Origin of the sequence: Vibrio sp. TRT 29B02 (genome assembly GCF_050113655.1) — a bacterium.
Classification (GTDB): Bacteria; Pseudomonadota; Gammaproteobacteria; order Enterobacterales; family Vibrionaceae; genus Vibrio.
In genome coordinates this window covers 1-19,067 of sequence record NZ_JBNJOJ010000025.1, presented here as the reverse complement: position 1 = coordinate 19,067, position 19,067 = coordinate 1, and the positions used below count along the sequence as shown (strand labels likewise).

The following is a 19,067-nucleotide window of genomic DNA, read 5'->3' as shown; positions in this document are numbered from 1 at the left end:
TTATCTAATATTAGGAAAAACAAATATACTAATTGAGGATACGTCATGACATCAGTTTCGCGAGAGCAGAGTCCGGAAAACACACAACTCACCCGCAAAGGTTTCTCCTCGCTGTTCGCTAAAGTAAGTACCAAACTAAAATTGGCGATCTTACTGACCTTCATTGCCTTCTTGGTCTTAGGCTATAAAGGCATATCCGGTATGCAGACATCTGCCAGTTTTATTGAAGAACTGTATAGCCAAGGGATGCAACATACTATAAGAACCAGTCGAGTCATTGATGAACTGAGTAATGCCCGAAGCGCATTGCTACTCTCATTTCAACATGATCCTTCATCGGACACGGCAGCAATGCATGACCACCCTTTGCAGTTCCATATTGATCAGATTCAGACCTCTCTGAAAACCTTGCATCATATTATTGATAACGAACTATTAAAGTCCGAGCTTGGCGCAGAAGAAAAAACCGTTGTCACTAATCTAGCAAAAGTCATTGACGATATTACCAACCAAGGTTTTGAACCCGCCATCGCCAAATTGAATTCTGGTGACTTTAACGGCTCCAACCTCATCCTTCTGAGTAAGATAAATCCGTTGTTTAACGAGGCTTACAAATTCGCAGAAACCTTTTTCACAATGCAGGTAAACGAAGGTAAAAACAGTTTCAATCAGGCCAATGAAAACACCCGTCACTTTATCGTTGCGGTAAGCGGTATCACACTGATTTCTCTGGTCGTGATCATTGGCCTTTCCACCGTAGTAGTAAAACGCATTAACGCTGCCGTGACCCAACTAGAGACCTCTTCAGGGCAAATTGCCCAAGGGGATCTGACCCAGCGTTTATCTCTGAGTGGAAACGATGAGTTTGCTCGTATTGCTGACTCAGTCAACAATATTGTGAGCAGTTTTCAGCATGTTGTGCAGACCAACCGTGATTCCATCAGTCAATTAGCACGCTCTGCCGAAGAGAGCTCAGCCGTCGCAGTACAGACCAAACAAAATATCCTGACGCAGCAAGCGCAAACCGAGCAAATCGCAACGGCCATCAATGAGTTTACCGCTACGGTTCATGAAGTCGCACAAAGCGCCTCATTAGCGGCACAAGCTTCTGAACAGGCGGATCAGGCCGCTGAAAGCGGTCAGAAAGTGGTGACGGAAAGTATCGACTTGATTGAAAGACTATCGAGAGAAATGCAAGACTCTGTCAACGCGATGCACCAGTTGGCGAAGCACTCAGAAGAGATCGGCAGTGTGGTCGATGTGATTCAGGGGATTTCAGAACAGACTAACTTGCTGGCACTCAACGCCGCTATCGAAGCGGCGCGGGCAGGAGAACAAGGACGAGGTTTTGCGGTGGTGGCTGACGAAGTACGAACACTCGCCAGTCGAACTCAACAGTCAACGCAAGAGATACTCGAGACCATTCAGCGTTTGCAAAATGGCAGCCGTGAATCGACTCAACGTTTAGAAATCGGCGCGCAAAATGCGTTGTCTACGGTTGAAAAAGCTCGTGAAGCAGGCGATGCACTCAATTTGATTAAGTCGAGTGTCGATCAAATCACGGCGATGAATGTCCAAATTGCGACTGCCGCAGAACAACAAAGTCTAGTGACTGAAGAGATAAACACTAACATATCGAGTATCAGCGAAATTTCCAATCAAACAGCGGTGGGAGCGGAGCAAAGCAGTGCGGCGACACAAGAGTTAGCCGAGCTCACCGAACTGCTTCACCATGAAATCGAACATTATCGCGTTTAATCAAAAGCTGCTGACCCAGATCATCTCACTCTGGGTCAGCGTTTTCTTTTGCAACAAAAATCACCGCAATACCACTTAACACAAGTAACGCTGCGATTACGGAACTCGTTGTAATCGTCTCGCCAAGGCCAATACTACCCGCTGCAAACGCAATAACGGGCACACTAAGTTGAGCGACAGAGGCCTGCAACATCGATATCTGTTTCACTACTCGATACCAAAGAATATAACCAAATCCAGATGCGAAAATTCCCGACAACAAGGCCCATCCCACCCCGCTCAGCGTGAGGGTTGCGGTATGAACAAGCCATGGACTCAGCACTAAAGCAATGACGCTCGCCAGTACAAAACCATGCGTAATTGAGAGTGAAGGTGCCGCCGCCGTGCGTCCCAATAACGTAAAAGCAGCCCAACAAATACCGGACAACATCATCAAGATCGCGGCCGACAAACTAGGTGTTTGGGCAGAGGGTAGCATCAAAGTAACAAAGCCCCCAATCGCCACGGCAATGCCTAAGATTTCGATTCGGTTCAAGCGATATCCGGAAAGCACATGAAACACCACTAACGCGAGCTGAACCATACCAAACAGAATCAATGCCCCAGTTCCGGTACTAAGCTGCGAATACGCAAATGAAAAACTTACCGCATAGCCGAACAGTGCAATCCCCCCCGCCCAACTGACCTTACTGGTCAAAAACCGGCTCTTGAGTTCGCGGCGTATCATCAAAATCACCGCTAAAGTAATCGCACCAGATAGCAATCGGATGAAGGTAAAAGACCCCGGATCTATCGCCTCTTCAGCCAGAGCAAAACGACAAAAAAACGAGTTCGCAGCAAAAGCGATCAAAGCCACAATCAGATTGATTGAATTAGACATGTGTCATCCCATTTAAGTCCAACTAAAGTATATCGGCAAACCATATGGGCGATAGCATCATTGATTATGATTAATAGCGTCTAAGTCTAAAGAATCAATCGTCTTGCTCTAGGTCTTCTTCCTCAAACATCGATGAACGTTTGATTTCATATTGATTGAAACTAAAAATACTCGCGCCTCGGACGCGTTTGGTGATCACCTTTTCATCACCAAACTGAACCGTTACGTGAGTAAACACTTTGTTCTTAGCCTCTAAGGTACACTCAGCCAACGCGACTTCTAACTCTTGATCATTAGTGTCTCGAGCATGTTTCACCTTCTCGAGATGAGCATTGGCTTCCTGCTTGTCTGCCTCTAACTTCTGTTCTTGTTCGGGAGTACGCTCTGACTTGGGCGTTTTTTTGAATTCCAGCTCTTTGCGGATAATACCCATAGTCCCTTCTTGAGCTTGAGTATATTGTTCTTTGAGCTTAGCTTGACGCTCTTTATACATTTGAAAGCGAGCAAAAACATGCACGTAGGTAGCGGTATCGCCTTCTACACCGAGATTTACGCACGTCACCTTGCCACCCACTTTAGCAGAGCCACCACTTAAAGTGCCCTGCTTTTCGTTGGCGTCACAAACCACGAGATTGTGTCCACAACGAACTTCATTACCCATACAGTGGACACTAAGGTGAATGTCATTTGCAGCCTGTAGTTCGGCGAACTGCGCATAGTTGGCGGTAATAGAACCACCCGATTTTACGATACAGCTTTTCTTCTCACCTTCAGAAACGTTATGGCCAATGATCCCTTTAGCCACTTCGATATCACCTTGAACTTGGATATCGGCTGATTCAATAAAGCCACCAACCGTGAGATTCCCCGTCGCCCTCACGACCATATCTGACTCGACATTGCCGAGGACGACAACATTGCCCTTGAATTTAACATGCCCCGTCGCCACACCAATGGTAGGGAGGCATAGTGCATCTTCAACCTCAACACCACGCTCTTTGAGAATCGGCATGCCCGAAACGGAGGCAATTAACAGATTGGGATTATCAGGGGAGATCATCGTGCCCTTGCCGACCTTAAACACCGCATCTTTACCCGGCTTAGGTGGAATGACTTTGCCAAGCACCGTCATCCCAGGCAACCCCTTAGTAGCAGGAACCCGTTTCATTAAAGGGTCATTTTGTGAAACATTGATCGTCTCGCCCAAATTAAGCATATCGACTTTACCATCAACGGAAGATTCTTTAGGCGCGAGAACTTGTTTGGTGGGATCTTTGACCAAAGGAACAAATTTGGTGTCTACACCCTGTTTAGGTTGCTTGCCTTGTGCGACGGCTTGAGTGAACGTCTCTCCAGGTTTCAACTGATGGCTCATGACCAGTACTTTTTTCAAGGCGAGCTTATTGATCCCTTTAGTCACATGCATTTGAGCCAAAGCGTGAACGATTTGTGGGCCTCTGAGTGGTTGCCCACGATAGGCACCAGTGACAACCATACTAGCAAGCATGTCATGATCAGAAAGAACGACTTCGACACAAGCATTGCGTACCTCAGCAACCGTGATGCCAACATAGGCTTCGCTTTTCATCTCTTTTGCGCAATGAATAAAACGAGTGACTTCGTCTTCAAGCACAAATAAGTCTCCAGCGCCAATTGCTGACAACGCTTCACTCAAACCGCGACTGTCAAAATTCTTATCAACCGTGATATCGGGTAACAACTTCGCGATAACTTGTTTGTTATCATCAGAAAAAGCAACAAACTTATCCCACATGCCATTCTGCCTTTAAGTTCCTTCTAGGCCGAGTGTATAAAATTAATCCTCATCACTGTATCAAAATAGTGACAATTTCAGGCATATATCACTAGATGATGTTTTTACACTGTAAATAACGTTAGCTAGAGCTCGGAAAGTGATGAGCCGCTTTTAACGAATATACTGCGGTGACACTGCGCCCCTGCTTTGAATACTCTAGTGAATCACACAATTCCGAAGCAAGAACAATACCGCGTCCGTGGGTGAGCGGCTGTTTTTCCTGACTTGAACCATAATTTTTCTGATAATCAAACCCTTCTCCATTATGCTCAAGTTCCATGATCAACTTTTCTTCTTTAGGTAAAAAATTGATGCTGAGTTCTGTCCAAGCACTGTCTTCCAACTCTTTTAGCTTTTCCTCCCGCAGTTGATAGAACAAGAAAAAACCATCAGGCTCTTCTTTTATCGCAGAATCAAGTCTTAACAACCCGTGCTCAATCGCGTTGGCAAACAGCTCTGAGAGCACAGAACATACCAAGTCCAAATGCACTCCACCATGCAGTATGCCTGCCACGAACTTACGGACTTCAATCATCACGGAAACATTGCGCAATACTTCTCCATCTAAGCGCAGCTTAGATTGGCTGGGAATCTGATTGATCGTCGTGCTATTTGGCGGTGGTTCTTGAACATTGCCGTTGGAGATAGGAAACCGCATGGCAAGAATGGATAAGTCATCCCCAACAGGCTTGTTCGCAAACTGACGAACGGAATCATACAAGGTTGGGATAATGGCTCGATTTGACAAAAAAGCCTTCTCTAAACGCTGCTGACCAAACTGTTCACCTTCCTCATTCATCGCTTCGATAACACCGTCGGTATAGCAGATGATCTGTTGGTCTGGTTCCAATTTGAAATGCACCAAGTCCGATTCAAACTCATGAGGTTCTAGAACCCCCAATGGCATGTGAGTGGAAGTCAGTCGACGGACGATTGAGCCATCTCGCTCAATCAAGTAACCATCAGGAAGCCCTCCCCCCCACCAAGAGACTTCAAACCCATTGGCACGTACCTCAAAGATACTTGCCGCCAACATCATGCCCATAGGTAAGAAACGGACTAAAACTTCATTAATCTCCCGAGCGATCTCTCCTAAAGAAAGCCCCTTTGATGCCATGGAAAAGAATGCACGTGTAGCCGGTATGGCAGAGATTGCGGCAGGTAAGCCATGGCCAGTCGCATCAGCGATCATGACATAAACACCCCCATGAGGACGATTTGCCACAACGATTAAGTCACCGTTAAATACGGTAGATGGGGTTGAGAGGTAATTAATGCCAAAGATACTTTTTACCTGAGAACTCATCTCTATCATCAGATTAGAGAAAATGGACTCAGCGATCGCGTAATCATATCGCACCTGTTCATGGAACTGGCTGAGTTCATCGCGCTGTTCCATTACTTCATTATGCATCTTAACAATGCGATAGTGCGCTTGAACTTTTGCCAGCAAAACACTCCGTTCGACGGGCTTGAGAATAAAATCATCGCCATATTTCAGGCAACGTTCAAAAGATGCATGATCGTCTAATACTGTGAGGAAAATGATCGGTATATGGACATCAGGAAAAGCCTGCCGAATCTCGCTTGCAGTCGTGATGCCATCTTTGACAGGCATCATCACGTCAAGCAAGATGACATCAGGCAAGTCATCCATTTCCAACATCGCCTGAACCACGCCTTCGCCATTTTCAAATGTGCTTACAACGTCAGAGAGATCGCTAAGCATAAAGCGGCATAGCTCTCTGTTCGTAGCATGATCATCAACAATCATTACATGCATACGACCTCCTCAGCTTTTCATTCGATGACAAACTTCTTGTCGAATCGAGAAATGGTCAAAATCTTTCTAACTTGTGGCAGCGTGTTGGTTATTTTAATCATGCCATCGTCTTGGCCTAAATAATTATGCATATTGAGCAACATGCCTAATCCAGCACTATCGATGTAATCAACTTTTCTTAGATCTATCGTAAAACGAAACTCTTGTCGGTCGTTATAACAGCGCCTAAAGTCCTGCACCAAATTGAACCCAAAAGCGCCCTCAATCAGTATTGTTATATGTTTCGCCGCAGCGTCTACCTGTGCTTCAACTGACATGCTTATCTCCTTGTGAAATAGTTAGACAACTCAAGAGTTCAGAACAGTTCAACCTCCCCTTCATCAATGCTTTCTTGAGAAGCCGCTGGAGCACCACGATTGTCAACTTGCTCCTGTAATTCGACTAACGCCAATGTGAATTCATTGAAATCGATACCATTGGTTGTCCACTGTTGGCAGAGCTCAGCAAACTGCTGTAGATAGCCCACGGTTTGCTTGGCGTAATCACCTTGCTGGACAATGATATCGGCAAACTGTAAAGCACGAATTCCGTTATCAACTTGGGCGTGCAACAACTCGCCACTGGAACGGATTTTCTGCACCTCTTGCTCTACAGATATATTTACCTGCTGTACGCCTCGCAGCATGTCATCGACTTTTTCCTTCGACTCAATGGCCTCGGTCATATCAATAGAGGCCATTTCACCAACGGTTTTGTTCGCCTCTTTAACCGTTTTTTGAGCCACACTGATCTCAGCTTCAATCTGGGTATTTAATTCTTCTGCTTTCACCGATAAGTTGCGTACCTCCTGAGCCACAACAGCGAATCCGCGTCCAGCGTCACCAGCCCGAGCTGCTTCTATTGCTGCGTTTAACGCCAACAAATTTGTCTGCTCAGACAGGCCTCTCACTTGCTCCAGCAAGCGGAATACGGCATCCAATTTATCCGACATATCATGAATACTATGTACCGCCGAGATACTTTTCTCTGAGACATCCACAAGAGTATCGACAAACTGACGAATGATTGCCTCAGTTTTAGGCAGTACCTGACTAATGTCGCTATCGCTATCACGGCTGCCAAGCAGATTGTCGACCAATTCAGCGGTGATCTGATTTTGCCCCTCCGCAAGTTTTTGTAGTTCAAAGTAGCTTTCGTTGAGAGTCTCCACTGACTCATCCACCACACTTCTCTGATGATCTAAAGGTTCTTTTAGTTGCTGGGAAAGCACCGTAAGTAACGGATAGACTTCCTTAGGTGTGGTATTCACTTGGCTTGGCGTTGCCACCGCTTGAGCACTCGATTCACTGTTATTCATTTGCTTTGGCATGACCAGCCATGGGATTGCCGCAGCCAACACCATCAAAGCAACATGGGCGATAGAGGAGGACATACTCACAGCAATCGACAAGAGCAATACTTGTAAGCCAACAGCGATGAAGTAGCGGGTTTTAATTTTGCTTATTTTTGTTTTCATCGTTCTTCCTTGATGTTGTAAGCCCAAACTATGAATCGCTAGATAAGTAGTGGCATATCTGCTCAGCAACGCTGTTGAGGTCAACCACTGACATTGCTGCATCCATTTCTACCGCGACACGAGGCATTCCCCAAACGACGGAAGAGGCTTGGTCCTGAGCGATGGTTTTCGCCCCCTGCTCTTTCATCCTAAGCATGCCTCTGGCTCCATCTTGTCCCATCCCCGTTAAGATCACACCTATGGCTTTTTTGCCTACCGTTTCTGCCACTGCATCAAACATGACATCAACGGAAGGCTTGTGTCGGTTGACGGCGGGACGATCATCGAGCTGACAGTAGAGGTGAGTACCACGTCGAACAACAACGATATGTTTGTCACCCGGAGCAAGATAGGCGCAGCCATTGGTCAATGGGGCTCGATTAGCGGTGAGCTCCTTAACCTCGATATCACTATGTTCATTGAGACGTTCAGCAAAAGAAGAGGAGAACATAGCACTGATATGTTGGGTAATGATGATCGGGGGTAACCCAGACGGCAAAGTAGATAGCACTTGTTTTACCGCTTCAGTTCCACCGGTTGATGCGCCGATAGCAATCACTTCTACTTTGTGATTATGCTTAGGGGCCGCGAGCTTAACGGCCGAATTGTGTGCTGACGACGTTGCAACATTCGCTCCCGCCGCCATCTTGATTTTTTCGTTAACCAACGCTTTATAGTTCACCATATCAGCCGTACTTTCTACCGCTGGTTTAGGGAAATAATCTACCGCGCCAAGCTCTAATGCCGCCAGTGTCGGCCCTGCCCCATGTTGAGTAAGAGTGGAAATCATCACCACAGGCATCGGTCTTAGACGCATCAAGTTTTTTAAGAACTGGACACCATTCATTTTTGGCATTTCGATGTCGAGTGTCAGCACATCGGGATTATGTTGCTTGATCAACTCTCGTGCTTGAAAGGGGTCTTCTGCCATGGCAACCACTTCTAAATCAGGATCTGAGTTGATCAGTTGTTGTAGCAAAGCTCTGAAGACTGGCGAATCATCAACAATAAGTACTTTAATTTTTCTCATTAAAACAGCTCCACGTCATCGTCATGTGGGCGATGACTTTCCCTATCCAACTGACTGGCATATTTTTCTTCTTGGTGCTGTAGGAGGTGCACTTCTGTAAACGGAATTCTCTTTAACCACGCCCTACCACTTATCGGGTCAAAAATGACTTTCCGAGGTTCAAGACCTCCTAGATCTTGTGCTGTCACATTCATTCCTTCTTGTTGAATGTAATTAAGAATAAATGCGACGTTCTTTTCCCCTATCATCGAGTTGCGCCCTAACATTTGCGCCCCTCCGAAGACCTTCACCTGCAAGGAAGATCGCTTAGCGCCTCTAGCGAGCATGGCATTAAGCAACATTTCCATCGCATAGCTCCCATAACGAGAAGCAGTAGAGACGACCTCCTCTGGATTCCATGATTTGAGCTGAGACTTGCTGTCAAATGGCAGCAAAAAGTGATTCATTCCACCAATCCCTTCATTGGCATCCCACATACAAGCAGCGACACACGACCCTAGCCCTGTCGCGATCAACTCGTCTTGCGCTTTTGTGCTATATATCCCTCCTGGTAACAACTTCACTATGTGCTTTTCTTGGGTTGGATGGTAAAAGCGATTGAAGTGACTGTTTTCATATTTTGGTGTTACTAGCCTCGAACTGATCATTGTTATTGCCTATTTTTTTACGTAAATGGTGTGCCCAACATGGTGAAACAGATCAAGGTTCGCAGGGACACTCTCTGAATGACCAATAAAGAGCACGCCATTTGGTTTGAGTTGTTGATAAAAACGTTTGATCAATTTTGCTTGGGTCTGTCTGTCGAAATAGATCATCACATTCCGACATGAGATCAGATCAAAGGGCTCTGAAAAATCCCAATTCTCCAGTAAGTTCAACTGACGAAACTGAATGTATTTTTGCAATCCAATACGACACTTAATGTTGCCCTGCTGTGCCCCAGTACCACGGACAAAACTCGGTTTAAGATACTTACTCGGTATCGTTTTAATCGCATCATCGCTATAGATTCCACGCTGCGCATGTTGCAATACTTTGGTATCCAAATCCGTCGCAGTCAGTCTGATATCTTCAAACTGGTCGAACGCCTGTACCCAATGGAGAGAAGCCACAAAGCTGTACGGCTCCTCTCCGGTTGAACAACCTGCGGACCAAATTCTGAGTTTGCTCAGTCCTTGTTCTCGCCACTCTTTAACAAGTACCTTTTCAAGAAACTCAAAGTGGTGATACTCGCGAAAGAACTGCGTTTTATTGGTTGTCAGGCAATTAATGAAGTTAGCTTGCTCCGACGGGTCCTGCTCAATCATGGGTCGGTAATCGCGAAAACGACGTAGGCCTAGTCGCCGTAGCTGGCGACTAATCCGGCCATAAACCATGGTTCTCTTTCGATCTGAAAAGAAGATGCCGACGTTTTTATGCATGAACCATTGAATAAACTTGAAGTCTTTATCCGTCAGTTCAAACTCACTCTTATCAGCCACCGAGTTTTCAGCCTGAGCTAGAACTCTTCCCATTCGTCCCCATCCTCTTCAAGCTTGAAGCTAGAATTGGCAACCTTTGGTGTTCTAATTTCGCGAACATTGTTGTCTCTCACTTTGTCCAACGACTTAGATTCAAAGGTGGTCACATTGTTGTCCGTCGCAAAGAAGTTCATCAGATGCAGCAGCTGCTTGCCTTCGTCTTTGAGTGATTGACTCGCCGCGGAGGTTTCTTCAACCAATGACGCATTCTGCTGTGTCATCTCATCCATTGTTGCTATCGCTCGATTGATTTCATCAATGCCCGTAGACTGCTCCTGACTTGAAGAGGCAATCTGTGCAATCAGCTCTGTCACCTTCTCTACGGCCTCTACAATCTCATTGAGCGTTTCTCCCGATTCATCAACCAGACGTGAACCTTCGTCGACTTTTTCAACACTGTCTTTGATTAGGCCTTTAATCTCTTTCGCCGCCGCCGCACTGCGCTGTGCGAGATTACGGACTTCACCAGCAACAACAGCAAAACCACGACCCTGTTCACCAGCACGAGCGGCTTCCACGGCGGCATTGAGTGCCAATAAGTTCGTTTGGAAAGCAATCTCATCTATCACGCCAATGATGTCGGCAATTTTCTTACTCGCGGTATTAATCTCGGCCATTGCAGACACCGCCTGACCAACCACTTCACCCCCTTTACTGGCTTTTTTAGCCGCATCATCCGATAGCTCGTTGGCTCCTTTGGCGTTATCCGCATTTTGGCGCACTGTTGCGGTCATTTGCTCCATACTCGCCGCAGTCTCTTCTAAGTTAGAGGCTTGAGCTTCGACGCGCTGACTCAAGTCATTGTTGCCTTCTGCAATCTCCGTAGAGGCAGTCGCAACGCGAGCCGATGACTGAGTAATTTTGTCAACCATATTGCGTAGGTTAAGAATGGAGGTGTTCACGGCATTGGACAGACGAGCAAACTCACCCGTGTTATCTTCGGGCATAGTGGTGTTGAGATTACCTTCGGCCACCTGACTCATGACATCAATACACTGGCCTAACGGAACAACCATGGTATCGAGTAAGTTGTTGATGCCATCGCCCAACTCTTTCATAAAGCCGTTATAAACGCTGGTATCAATACGTTCACTCAAGTCACCGGCAATGGCTTTTTGAATCAAGGATTCGACCTGACGCTGACCATCTTGCTGTTCAGTGATGTCAACCCATTGCAAAGCTGGCCCTATGTAGTTGCCCTGCCCATCTCGCATCGCAATACAGGTGAGGTTAAATTCCAATCCGCCGACCGCAATATTGGAGGAGAAAGGGAGGCGATCAGGATTGGTAATGATGTTGCGCTGGTGGCCTGGATTCTTATGGAAGATGTCGATGCTCTTTCCAACCAGACTACTGGCATCAAATCCCGGTAGAACTTTCTGAAGATCACTTTCTCGGCTGCGCAGTAAATTGTGTAATGCAGGATTGAGATACGTAATGATGCCCTCTTTATTGGCCATCATAATATTGGTTGTCATGCCAGCAACCGCAGAGGCCAATCGACCAACCTCTTCTTCTTTTGCTCGCTCTTCAGTCACATCACGCCACTCAAGTGTATTGCCAATATAGTTGCCCTGAGCGTCATTAATCGCAGCAACATTTAACTCAATCTTTAAATCTTTGATGCTAATGTCAGTGCTGTACGGCAAGTTATTCGGATCAGACAGTAGTTGTCTTTGGTGAGCCGGATTGCGGTGGAACTCGTCAATACAACGCCCCATTAACCACTCTTCACTGGCCGTAAACCCTGCCCATACTGAACGCATGGTTGCTTCATGCTTGCTAAACAGATTAAGGGTTTCTTGATTGGCGTAAGTGATTAACAGGTCTCTGTCGATCATGACCATCGCGGTTTGCGCCTGATTCACCGCGGCTTGTAAGCGGGCAATATCATTCTTCTGCTTAAGCGCTTCCGTTACGTCAGACCATTCTAATGTGTTACCTACATACGTACCGCTTGCATCTATGATCGCCCCTACGTTCAGTTCGATCTTAACGTCTTTGACCGTGATGGTCGTGGTGTAAGGTAAGTTAGATGGATTGGATAGCATCTGTCGTTGATGACTCGGATTGGTGTGAAACAAGTCTATGCAATAGCCCAATAAGAACTCTTCGGTTGCTTTAAAATTAGGCCAAATCGATTGAAACAGAGCCTCATGCATCTTGAGCAGATCAATGGACTTCTGATTGAGATATGTGATATTGAAATCACGATCAATCATCATCAGAGCGGTTTGAGCTGTATTGAGTGCCGAGAGTAGTTGCTCCTTCGATATTCCTTGCTCTTCTTCAGGCAGGAACTCGTCGGTTAGCGTGTCCTGCGTTGGTGCTACGAATTGAGCAGCAGGCCCTGGTTGTTTATTCCAAAATGCCATGAGTTACCTCTCACTGGTTGCTTCTTCTGACGTGTATTACCAAAACGAATAAACCGCATTCAGATTGGCATTAAGCCCAACTCTCTTCCGCTTGGTTGGGTACTGCTAGCTCTGCCGGATCGAACAAAGCGTCTAAATTAATAAGTACTAAATGACCATTGCTCACCGAGGCGATGCCACGGACATAGCTATGATCAACATCCGAGGATACGTGTGGTGATGGTTTTATCTGTTCTTCAGTCAACGGGTACACTTCTGAAACACCGTCGACAATAATGCCAAGTGGGTGTTTTTGGGTATCATTCAGCACAATCACAACCGTTGTGACACCTATTGTTGCGGGCGTTAAACCAAAGCGCATTCGTAAATCAACAATCGGTACATACTCTCCTCGGATCTCAAGCACACCTTTCATGTAGGCCGGGGAATTTGGCACCTCTCTGACGGGGTTCCAACCGCGAACTTCTCGCACATCCAAAATCGGTACGCCGTACTCTTCACCTTCAAGTACAAAACTAAGAAACTCTTGCGTCGCGATCATGATTCGGCCCTCAGAATGCGTTCAATATTGAGTAACTCTTCCGTGTTGAGCAGTGACATCACCTGATCGCCAACATTGATTAAACCTTGTAGGTAGGGCGTGACCATTGACTCACCGACTGCCGGATAGAGTTCATTGTGTCCGCGACTGACGACATCGCTCACGGCATCAACAACCAACCCCATCAAACGATCTCTTTCACTGTCACTGTAACGAAGTACAATCACGACTGTGGTTGGTAGATATTCACATTTGCCAACCGAGAAGCGAGAGCGTAAATCGATAACAGGGACAATCATTCCACGTAGGTTGATCACACCAAGAACAAACTTGGGAGCCCTGGGGATAGGCGTTGGTCTTTCCCAAACACGGATCTCTTCAACATCTTTGATTTCAACGCCATACAGTTCATGCGCCAGTTCGAAACTCAAAAAATCCGCGCTTTCACTTACTTCATCACCCATGCTGTCGAGTAGCGCTTCCGCTTGTTCAGCAATATTTTTTTTCGCGACATCATTCATTCCAACGGAACGGTCCATGTCTGTGATTACTGCATCCATATCGTCTCCTTACGCCGCAATACCGTTGTGAGTGACTTCGGAAGAACGATTGAGGAAGTTCGTGATTAACCCTTGGATATCGAGAATCAAAGAGACCGAGCCATCACCTAAAATCGTTGCACCTGAGATACCAGCTACCTTGCTGTAGTTTGATTCAAGGCTCTTGATCACCACTTGCTGTTGGTCATGCAATTCATCAAGCAACAAACCCACTCGATTTCCAGCGGCTTCTACAAAGCAGAGAATGCGTTGTTCTAGTGCTCCACTCTCCCCCATCTCCAGCTCATCTTGGAGACGTAAAATAGGAATGTTTTCTTCGCGTAATCGATAGAGTTCAATGCCACCAGAAGCAATCTTGATACAGGCAGGATCAATTTGAATTGATTCGACAATCGTCAGCAAAGGTATCACATACACCTCTCCCGCCACTTTGACTAACTGGCCATCAAGAATGGCTAATGTGAGAGGTAAACTAATCGTGAAACAACTTCCTTCACCCAGCTTAGATTCAACCTCGATATGTCCGCCGAGCTCCTCAATGTTGCGGCGAACAACATCCATTCCGACTCCTCGTCCAGAAATATCGGACACTTGTTCTGCGGTTGAAAAACCCGGCGCAAAAATCAGATTCATCAGCTGTTTATCGGAATATTCGTCGCGGCGAGAATCCACAGCCAATACACCTTTTTCTAATGCTTTATCCCATAACTTGTCACAGTTCAGCCCTGCACCATCATCTTTAATCTCAATCACTATTGAGCCACCCTGATGGTAAGCATTCAACTCAATGACACCGACCTCCGGCTTTCCGCTTGCAAGTCGCGTCGATGGTTGTTCGATTCCATGATCAATACCATTTCGAACAAGGTGGACTAATGGATCGACAATGCGCTCGAGGACGGTTTTATCGAGTTCGGTTTGCTCACCTTTTATTTGTAGATCCACCAGTTTCTCAAGACGACTCGATAGATCCCGCACCAAACGCGGGAAACGGCTGAATGCAAAACTCATCGGTAACATACGAATATTGAGTACATTTTCTTGCAAGTCTTTGCTGTTTTGCAGCAGTTGATCTAGGCCTGTTTTGAGCTTCTCTAATTTCTCAATCGTAAAGTCATTGCCAATTTCGGTGAGCATGGACTGGGTAATCACCAACTCGCCAACTAAGTTAATCAGGCTGTCGACTTTGTCTATGTCGACACGGATAGAACTCACGCTGGAATCTGATTTTGCCGCCTTTGTCGATTTCGCTTCAGTTTCTGTTTTCTTTTCGACGGCCTCAACTTGAGGTGCTGTTTGGACAAGGTCAGACAACGCTTCACTAGCATCATTCGATTCATTGCTACCAATGCGTTCAACGGTTAAGTCACACTCATCTTCAACCCACTCGAAAATCTCTCGGATTAAATCCTCTTCAACCAATCCGCTGATAGTGGCATGCCAAGAGAGATAGCAAAGTTCAGACTCCAAGGCTTCAATCTCAGGAAGTTTTGATGTGTCGACTTCTATCACACAAGACGCATCCAGTTCAGTCAGCTCACGAAGAATCCTTAGTGGATCGTTACCACTAAAGAACATCTCCTGATGTGGGGTGAACACGATTCGCCAAGGCTGGTTGCTTTGGTTGGAAGGTGAGCTTTGCGTTTCGGCTAGCCCAGCATTTGCTGACTGAGGCTCTATTGAGTTCTCATCCAATAAGGCAACTAACTTGAGACTTATTTCTTGCTTGAGAGCGTCATTCACTTCACTCCCCTGTTCATGACCTTCAAGCATGCTGTGGATACAATCACCGCTTTTCAGTAACAGGTCGATCGTTTCGGCACTGAGACTACGTTGATGATTGCGGACGAGATCGAGGTAAGCTTCAACGCTATGAGTGAACTCGCTGATGTCGAGCAGATTAAACGTTCCTGCTCCCCCTTTGATTGAGTGAGCAGCACGAAAAATCGTATTGATTGACTCATCTTCTACATGGGTAGGATCCAAATTGAGCAACACATCTTCAAGCACTTCAAGATTTTCACGACATTCCTCGTAAAACATCTTGCGTAACTGTTCCATGTCTAAAGCCATAATAACCTCACCAATTGACGTTGCTATGTGAGAGAAGCGTCGTTTAAATCACACGTTTTAATGTTTTTAGGAGTGTGTCTGGATTAAACGGTTTTACTAACCAACCTGTCGCTCCAGCCGACTTACCTTCTTGTTTCTTGTCGGCACTGGTTTCCGTGGTCAGCATTAAAATTGGAATAAACTTGTATTGCGGTTTTTCGCGTAACGCTTTAACCAGCTCAAATCCACCCATATTTGGCATATTGACATCCGAAATGACCACATCGAATTTCGCTGAAGTCACTTTGCTTAGAGCGTCTCGCCCATCGTTTGCAGTCTCTACGTCATAGCCAGCGTCACGTAATGTGTGACTGACCATTTGGCGAATAGACACAGAATCATCCACAGCTAGTATTTTAGTCATGTTGCGGTTCTCCAACTTCACTATTGATATCAAACTGATCGTGCAGTCCTAATGTATTAATACCCTCGATTAGTAATGGAGTAGGTTTTACTAGTCGAATATCGATCTTATGGGATTTAGCGGATAAGAATAACGCGGTCAATGCCTGTAACCCCGCGGCATCAACGCGATTGACCTGTGAAGCATCGATATGAAGTTGATTGGTATCTTGAGCAAGCCAAGCCTTATAGTCATTGGCGCTATCGAGCACTGTCGAGATGTCCAATGACGCAGGTAATAAACAGTCCATGTTTTCAACCTTCACTTTATTATTATTCCTAGCCGATATTAACCATGTTGCTTAAGATGAGTGTAGGAAGGAATAATTAATGCGCAAGCAAGTAAAACTAGATAGTTTGGGTGAGAGTTTGATGCAGAGAGACGATATAAGAACTTTTATCTTTAAGAATTAATCAATTACATAAGTTTGCACAGTTGGATAAATTTTCACAATTTTATCCAATGCCGTTCGAAAAACGACATGCAAAACTCTGAAACGTTTTCGATTTACAGTGTAAACACCAACGCGGTTTACACTGTAAATGGCTCCACACAGAACCGCTTTTACAGTGTAAATTTTGTAGATTTAGTGCGAGTAGAGAGAGTTAAGTGAGTAACTCACTTAACTGCTGACGAAAAACTTGCTCTGCCTGCTTCCTGCCAGCAAAACCAAATTCAGCTATACAAGATGACCAAGTGTTTCGTTGTACCACGAGGCGTATGAAAAAGTCGCTGACTTTGCCTGCCAATGAAGGGGTATCTTGCCACCAAGAATAGAGATGGGGAGCGACGCTTTCGTAACTTGCCCCGCCTAAGCAATACCGCTCGATCAGTGGGTTGAAGCTAGGTTTATCAACGGAAGCATCTTTATTTGCGATTAAACTACGGACGAGTTCAATCTCAAGTTGGGCAAACAGAGTACTCAATGAATAATCGAAGCCATGAAAAAACTGCGCCCTCGCACTATTAAGCCAATCGACGTTCCCTTTCACCATCACAAGAGAGTGCGTTCCACTCGCTTGATCACGTTGGCTGCCCAGCCGAACTGACGCAAAACCGCAGCGATGCCAAAATTGAACCAATTCACTCGTCGCCCCAAAGCTGGTGGAGTAAAAGTCATAGTCGCTATTGTGTATCAATTGACGAATCAATTGCTGTCCAATCCTTTTTCTTTGACCTTGAGGATGAACAGCAATCCGCATGATACGTAAGCTCGATTGTTGCGCCGCTTCAGTGATGCCAAGCTGGTTTGCCAAAGTTGTCGCAACCAAATGCCCTTTTGGTCGACGCTTACCCATACAAATCTGCTCAAGCAGATCACTCGGCAACTTACCCTCTTCAATCGCTAGAATACATCCAAGGCAGATATCACCATCGAATGCGGTATAAAGGTGAATCGCATCGTCAGCGAGTAACAACATCAGGTCATTCGGTGAAGTTTGGTAGTGAGCGTTGACCAACAAAGCGAAACAGTTGTTAAGAATCTCAGGAGAAGAAATCAGTTGACGCTTGTCTACCCGCTGCAAGATAGGGTCTTGAGCTTGGCTGGAAAGATCCATCAACTCACTATTGAGAAGAAAACTATCGAACAACCACTTTTCTAACGGGTCATCAGTCGCCCATCTTATAGGCTGTTGCAGATGATAAAAGGACGTTCCTGGGCGTTGCTGTTTAAGCCAAGTTTGAAACTTTAAGCTAAAGCCACGACCACAACCTTCATAGCCATGAATCGTCGTTGAAAAGACGGCTCGATGGTATCGTTCTACCATACTTTGCAGCATAGGAATTGGAATCGCCGAGGCTTCATCAACCAATAGAAAATCAAGCTCAGTTTGGTTGCGTAATAACTCATCCGGCGCAACAAAATCAAGAATCGACTGCTGAAAGCACAGCTGGTTGTTGTCCATCTTGACGCCATTCAATAAACGACTGGCATGCTCAAAAACAGGTTGAACGGTTGCGATACTTGGCGCGGTAACAACGATGCGTAGAGTGCGAGATTGCATCAGTTGAGCCGCTGCTATGCCTAGGGCACTACTTTTTCCGCGCCCACGATCAGCGGTCATCACTAATGGTCTCTTTCGGTGACCTTCCACCACTTTGATAATTTTCTCTATCGCTTGTTGTTGGTCTCGATAAGGCTCGAAATCACTGACCTTAGCGCTAGGGAGTTGGGGCAACGATTGATCTTGATGGAGCTGAATCAGTCCATCCAATGCGTTCGCCAACCACATTTGGTCAAGACGCTCTCTGTCTTCTTTGGCGGTGACGATAACAATCAGACCGCCGCCTCGAACACAGCCTGTTGCGGCGGTAAAACTGTTGGCATCAAAGCCAGCACGAAAATCACAGATCAGCAGTTGGCACTCTTGCCCCAACAACTGCTGACCCTTATTGAACTTAGCGAACCGACTGACTTCTACTGAAGCATCGCCACCCAATTGATAGATAGCCGATGGATCAACTTGGCTAGCAACCTCGACAAGACATTGCTGTTGCCACTCATCGCTTCCACGAACAACGACACCAAAACGGTGATTACGCTGAGTGGCAATAACGAGAAGCTGAGAAAAGTAGTCGTGTATGGTTTTCATGCAATAGGTACTGTTTCAATCGTGTTTATCTGCCGACATTATGACATAAAAAAAGCCGCCCAGAGGCTAATGCCAGTCAGTTAAGCTGACTGGCTTTCTTTTTATTGGGGTATTTCTTTGCCTTTGGTTTTATTGCTCTC

At 45.9% G+C, this 19,067-nt stretch carries 16 protein-coding genes; 1 reads left to right on the top strand and 15 read right to left on the bottom strand.

Annotated elements, in window-relative coordinates; genetic code table 11:
* Positions 1 to 45: 45 nt before the first annotated feature.
* Positions 46 to 1,758: a methyl-accepting chemotaxis protein gene (locus ACQEXT_RS15185; protein WP_426952842.1), complete on the top strand. Its 1,713-nt coding sequence runs from the start codon at positions 46 to 48 to the stop codon at positions 1,756 to 1,758.
* A gap of 25 nt (positions 1,759 to 1,783) precedes the next feature.
* On the opposite strand, the gene ACQEXT_RS15180 is transcribed toward ACQEXT_RS15185, so the two are convergent.
* The 15 genes from ACQEXT_RS15180 to ACQEXT_RS15110 form a co-directional block, all read right to left on the bottom strand.
* Positions 1,784 to 2,638, bottom strand: coding sequence for a DMT family transporter (locus ACQEXT_RS15180; protein ID WP_426952840.1), 855 nt, complete (start codon positions 2,636 to 2,638; stop codon positions 1,784 to 1,786).
* Between the two features lie 94 nt (positions 2,639 to 2,732).
* Complete coding sequence (locus ACQEXT_RS15175; protein WP_426952838.1) at positions 2,733 to 4,412, bottom strand: DUF342 domain-containing protein; 1,680 nt, start codon at positions 4,410 to 4,412, stop codon at positions 2,733 to 2,735.
* A 121-nt stretch (positions 4,413 to 4,533) separates the two neighbouring features.
* Positions 4,534 to 6,237, bottom strand: a complete 1,704-nt coding sequence (locus tag ACQEXT_RS15170; RefSeq protein ID WP_426952836.1) for an ATP-binding SpoIIE family protein phosphatase — start codon at positions 6,235 to 6,237, stop codon at positions 4,534 to 4,536.
* A gap of 17 nt (positions 6,238 to 6,254) precedes the next feature.
* Positions 6,255 to 6,554: an STAS domain-containing protein gene (locus ACQEXT_RS15165; RefSeq protein WP_138973049.1), complete on the bottom strand. Its 300-nt coding sequence runs from the start codon at positions 6,552 to 6,554 to the stop codon at positions 6,255 to 6,257.
* A 38-nt stretch (positions 6,555 to 6,592) separates the two neighbouring features.
* Positions 6,593 to 7,753, bottom strand: a complete 1,161-nt coding sequence (locus tag ACQEXT_RS15160) for a methyl-accepting chemotaxis protein (protein ID WP_426952834.1) — start codon at positions 7,751 to 7,753, stop codon at positions 6,593 to 6,595.
* A gap of 28 nt (positions 7,754 to 7,781) precedes the next feature.
* Positions 7,782 to 8,822, bottom strand: coding sequence for a chemotaxis response regulator protein-glutamate methylesterase (locus ACQEXT_RS15155; RefSeq protein WP_331418062.1), 1,041 nt, complete (start codon positions 8,820 to 8,822; stop codon positions 7,782 to 7,784).
* On the bottom strand, positions 8,822 to 9,469 hold the full coding sequence (locus tag ACQEXT_RS15150) for a chemotaxis protein CheD (protein WP_331427683.1): 648 nt from the start codon (positions 9,467 to 9,469) through the stop codon (positions 8,822 to 8,824). Before ACQEXT_RS15150 ends, ACQEXT_RS15155 begins: the two co-directional genes overlap by 1 nt.
* A 9-nt stretch (positions 9,470 to 9,478) precedes the next feature.
* Complete coding sequence (locus ACQEXT_RS15145; RefSeq protein ID WP_426952831.1) at positions 9,479 to 10,336, bottom strand: CheR family methyltransferase; 858 nt, start codon at positions 10,334 to 10,336, stop codon at positions 9,479 to 9,481.
* Positions 10,321 to 12,717: an aerotaxis transducer Aer2 gene (gene aer2, locus ACQEXT_RS15140; RefSeq protein ID WP_426952830.1), complete on the bottom strand. Its 2,397-nt coding sequence runs from the start codon at positions 12,715 to 12,717 to the stop codon at positions 10,321 to 10,323. Before aer2 ends, ACQEXT_RS15145 begins: the two co-directional genes overlap by 16 nt.
* Positions 12,718 to 12,787: 70 nt before the next feature.
* Positions 12,788 to 13,258, bottom strand: coding sequence for a chemotaxis protein CheW (locus ACQEXT_RS15135; protein ID WP_138973055.1), 471 nt, complete (start codon positions 13,256 to 13,258; stop codon positions 12,788 to 12,790).
* Positions 13,255 to 13,722 (bottom strand): chemotaxis protein CheW, encoded by a 468-nt coding sequence (locus ACQEXT_RS15130; protein WP_426952902.1) that lies wholly within the window; start codon positions 13,720 to 13,722, stop codon positions 13,255 to 13,257. The genes ACQEXT_RS15135 and ACQEXT_RS15130 overlap by 4 nt, the downstream gene beginning before the upstream one ends.
* Positions 13,723 to 13,827: 105 nt before the next feature.
* On the bottom strand, positions 13,828 to 15,891 hold the full coding sequence (locus ACQEXT_RS15125; RefSeq protein ID WP_426952827.1) for a chemotaxis protein CheA: 2,064 nt from the start codon (positions 15,889 to 15,891) through the stop codon (positions 13,828 to 13,830).
* 43 nt (positions 15,892 to 15,934) lie between these two features.
* Positions 15,935 to 16,294 carry a response regulator gene (locus ACQEXT_RS15120; RefSeq protein ID WP_138973058.1) on the bottom strand — a complete coding sequence of 120 codons (360 nt, stop codon included), beginning with the start codon at positions 16,292 to 16,294 and terminating at the stop codon, positions 15,935 to 15,937.
* Entirely contained in the window at positions 16,287 to 16,583 is a 297-nt protein-coding gene (locus ACQEXT_RS15115; protein WP_331427687.1) for an STAS domain-containing protein, read from the bottom strand. The genes ACQEXT_RS15120 and ACQEXT_RS15115 overlap by 8 nt, the downstream gene beginning before the upstream one ends.
* A 355-nt stretch (positions 16,584 to 16,938) precedes the next feature.
* A complete protein-coding gene (locus ACQEXT_RS15110; RefSeq protein WP_426952825.1) occupies positions 16,939 to 18,927 on the bottom strand; it encodes a tRNA(Met) cytidine acetyltransferase TmcA in 1,989 nt (662 codons plus the stop codon).
* Positions 18,928 to 19,067: the final 140 nt, after the last annotated feature.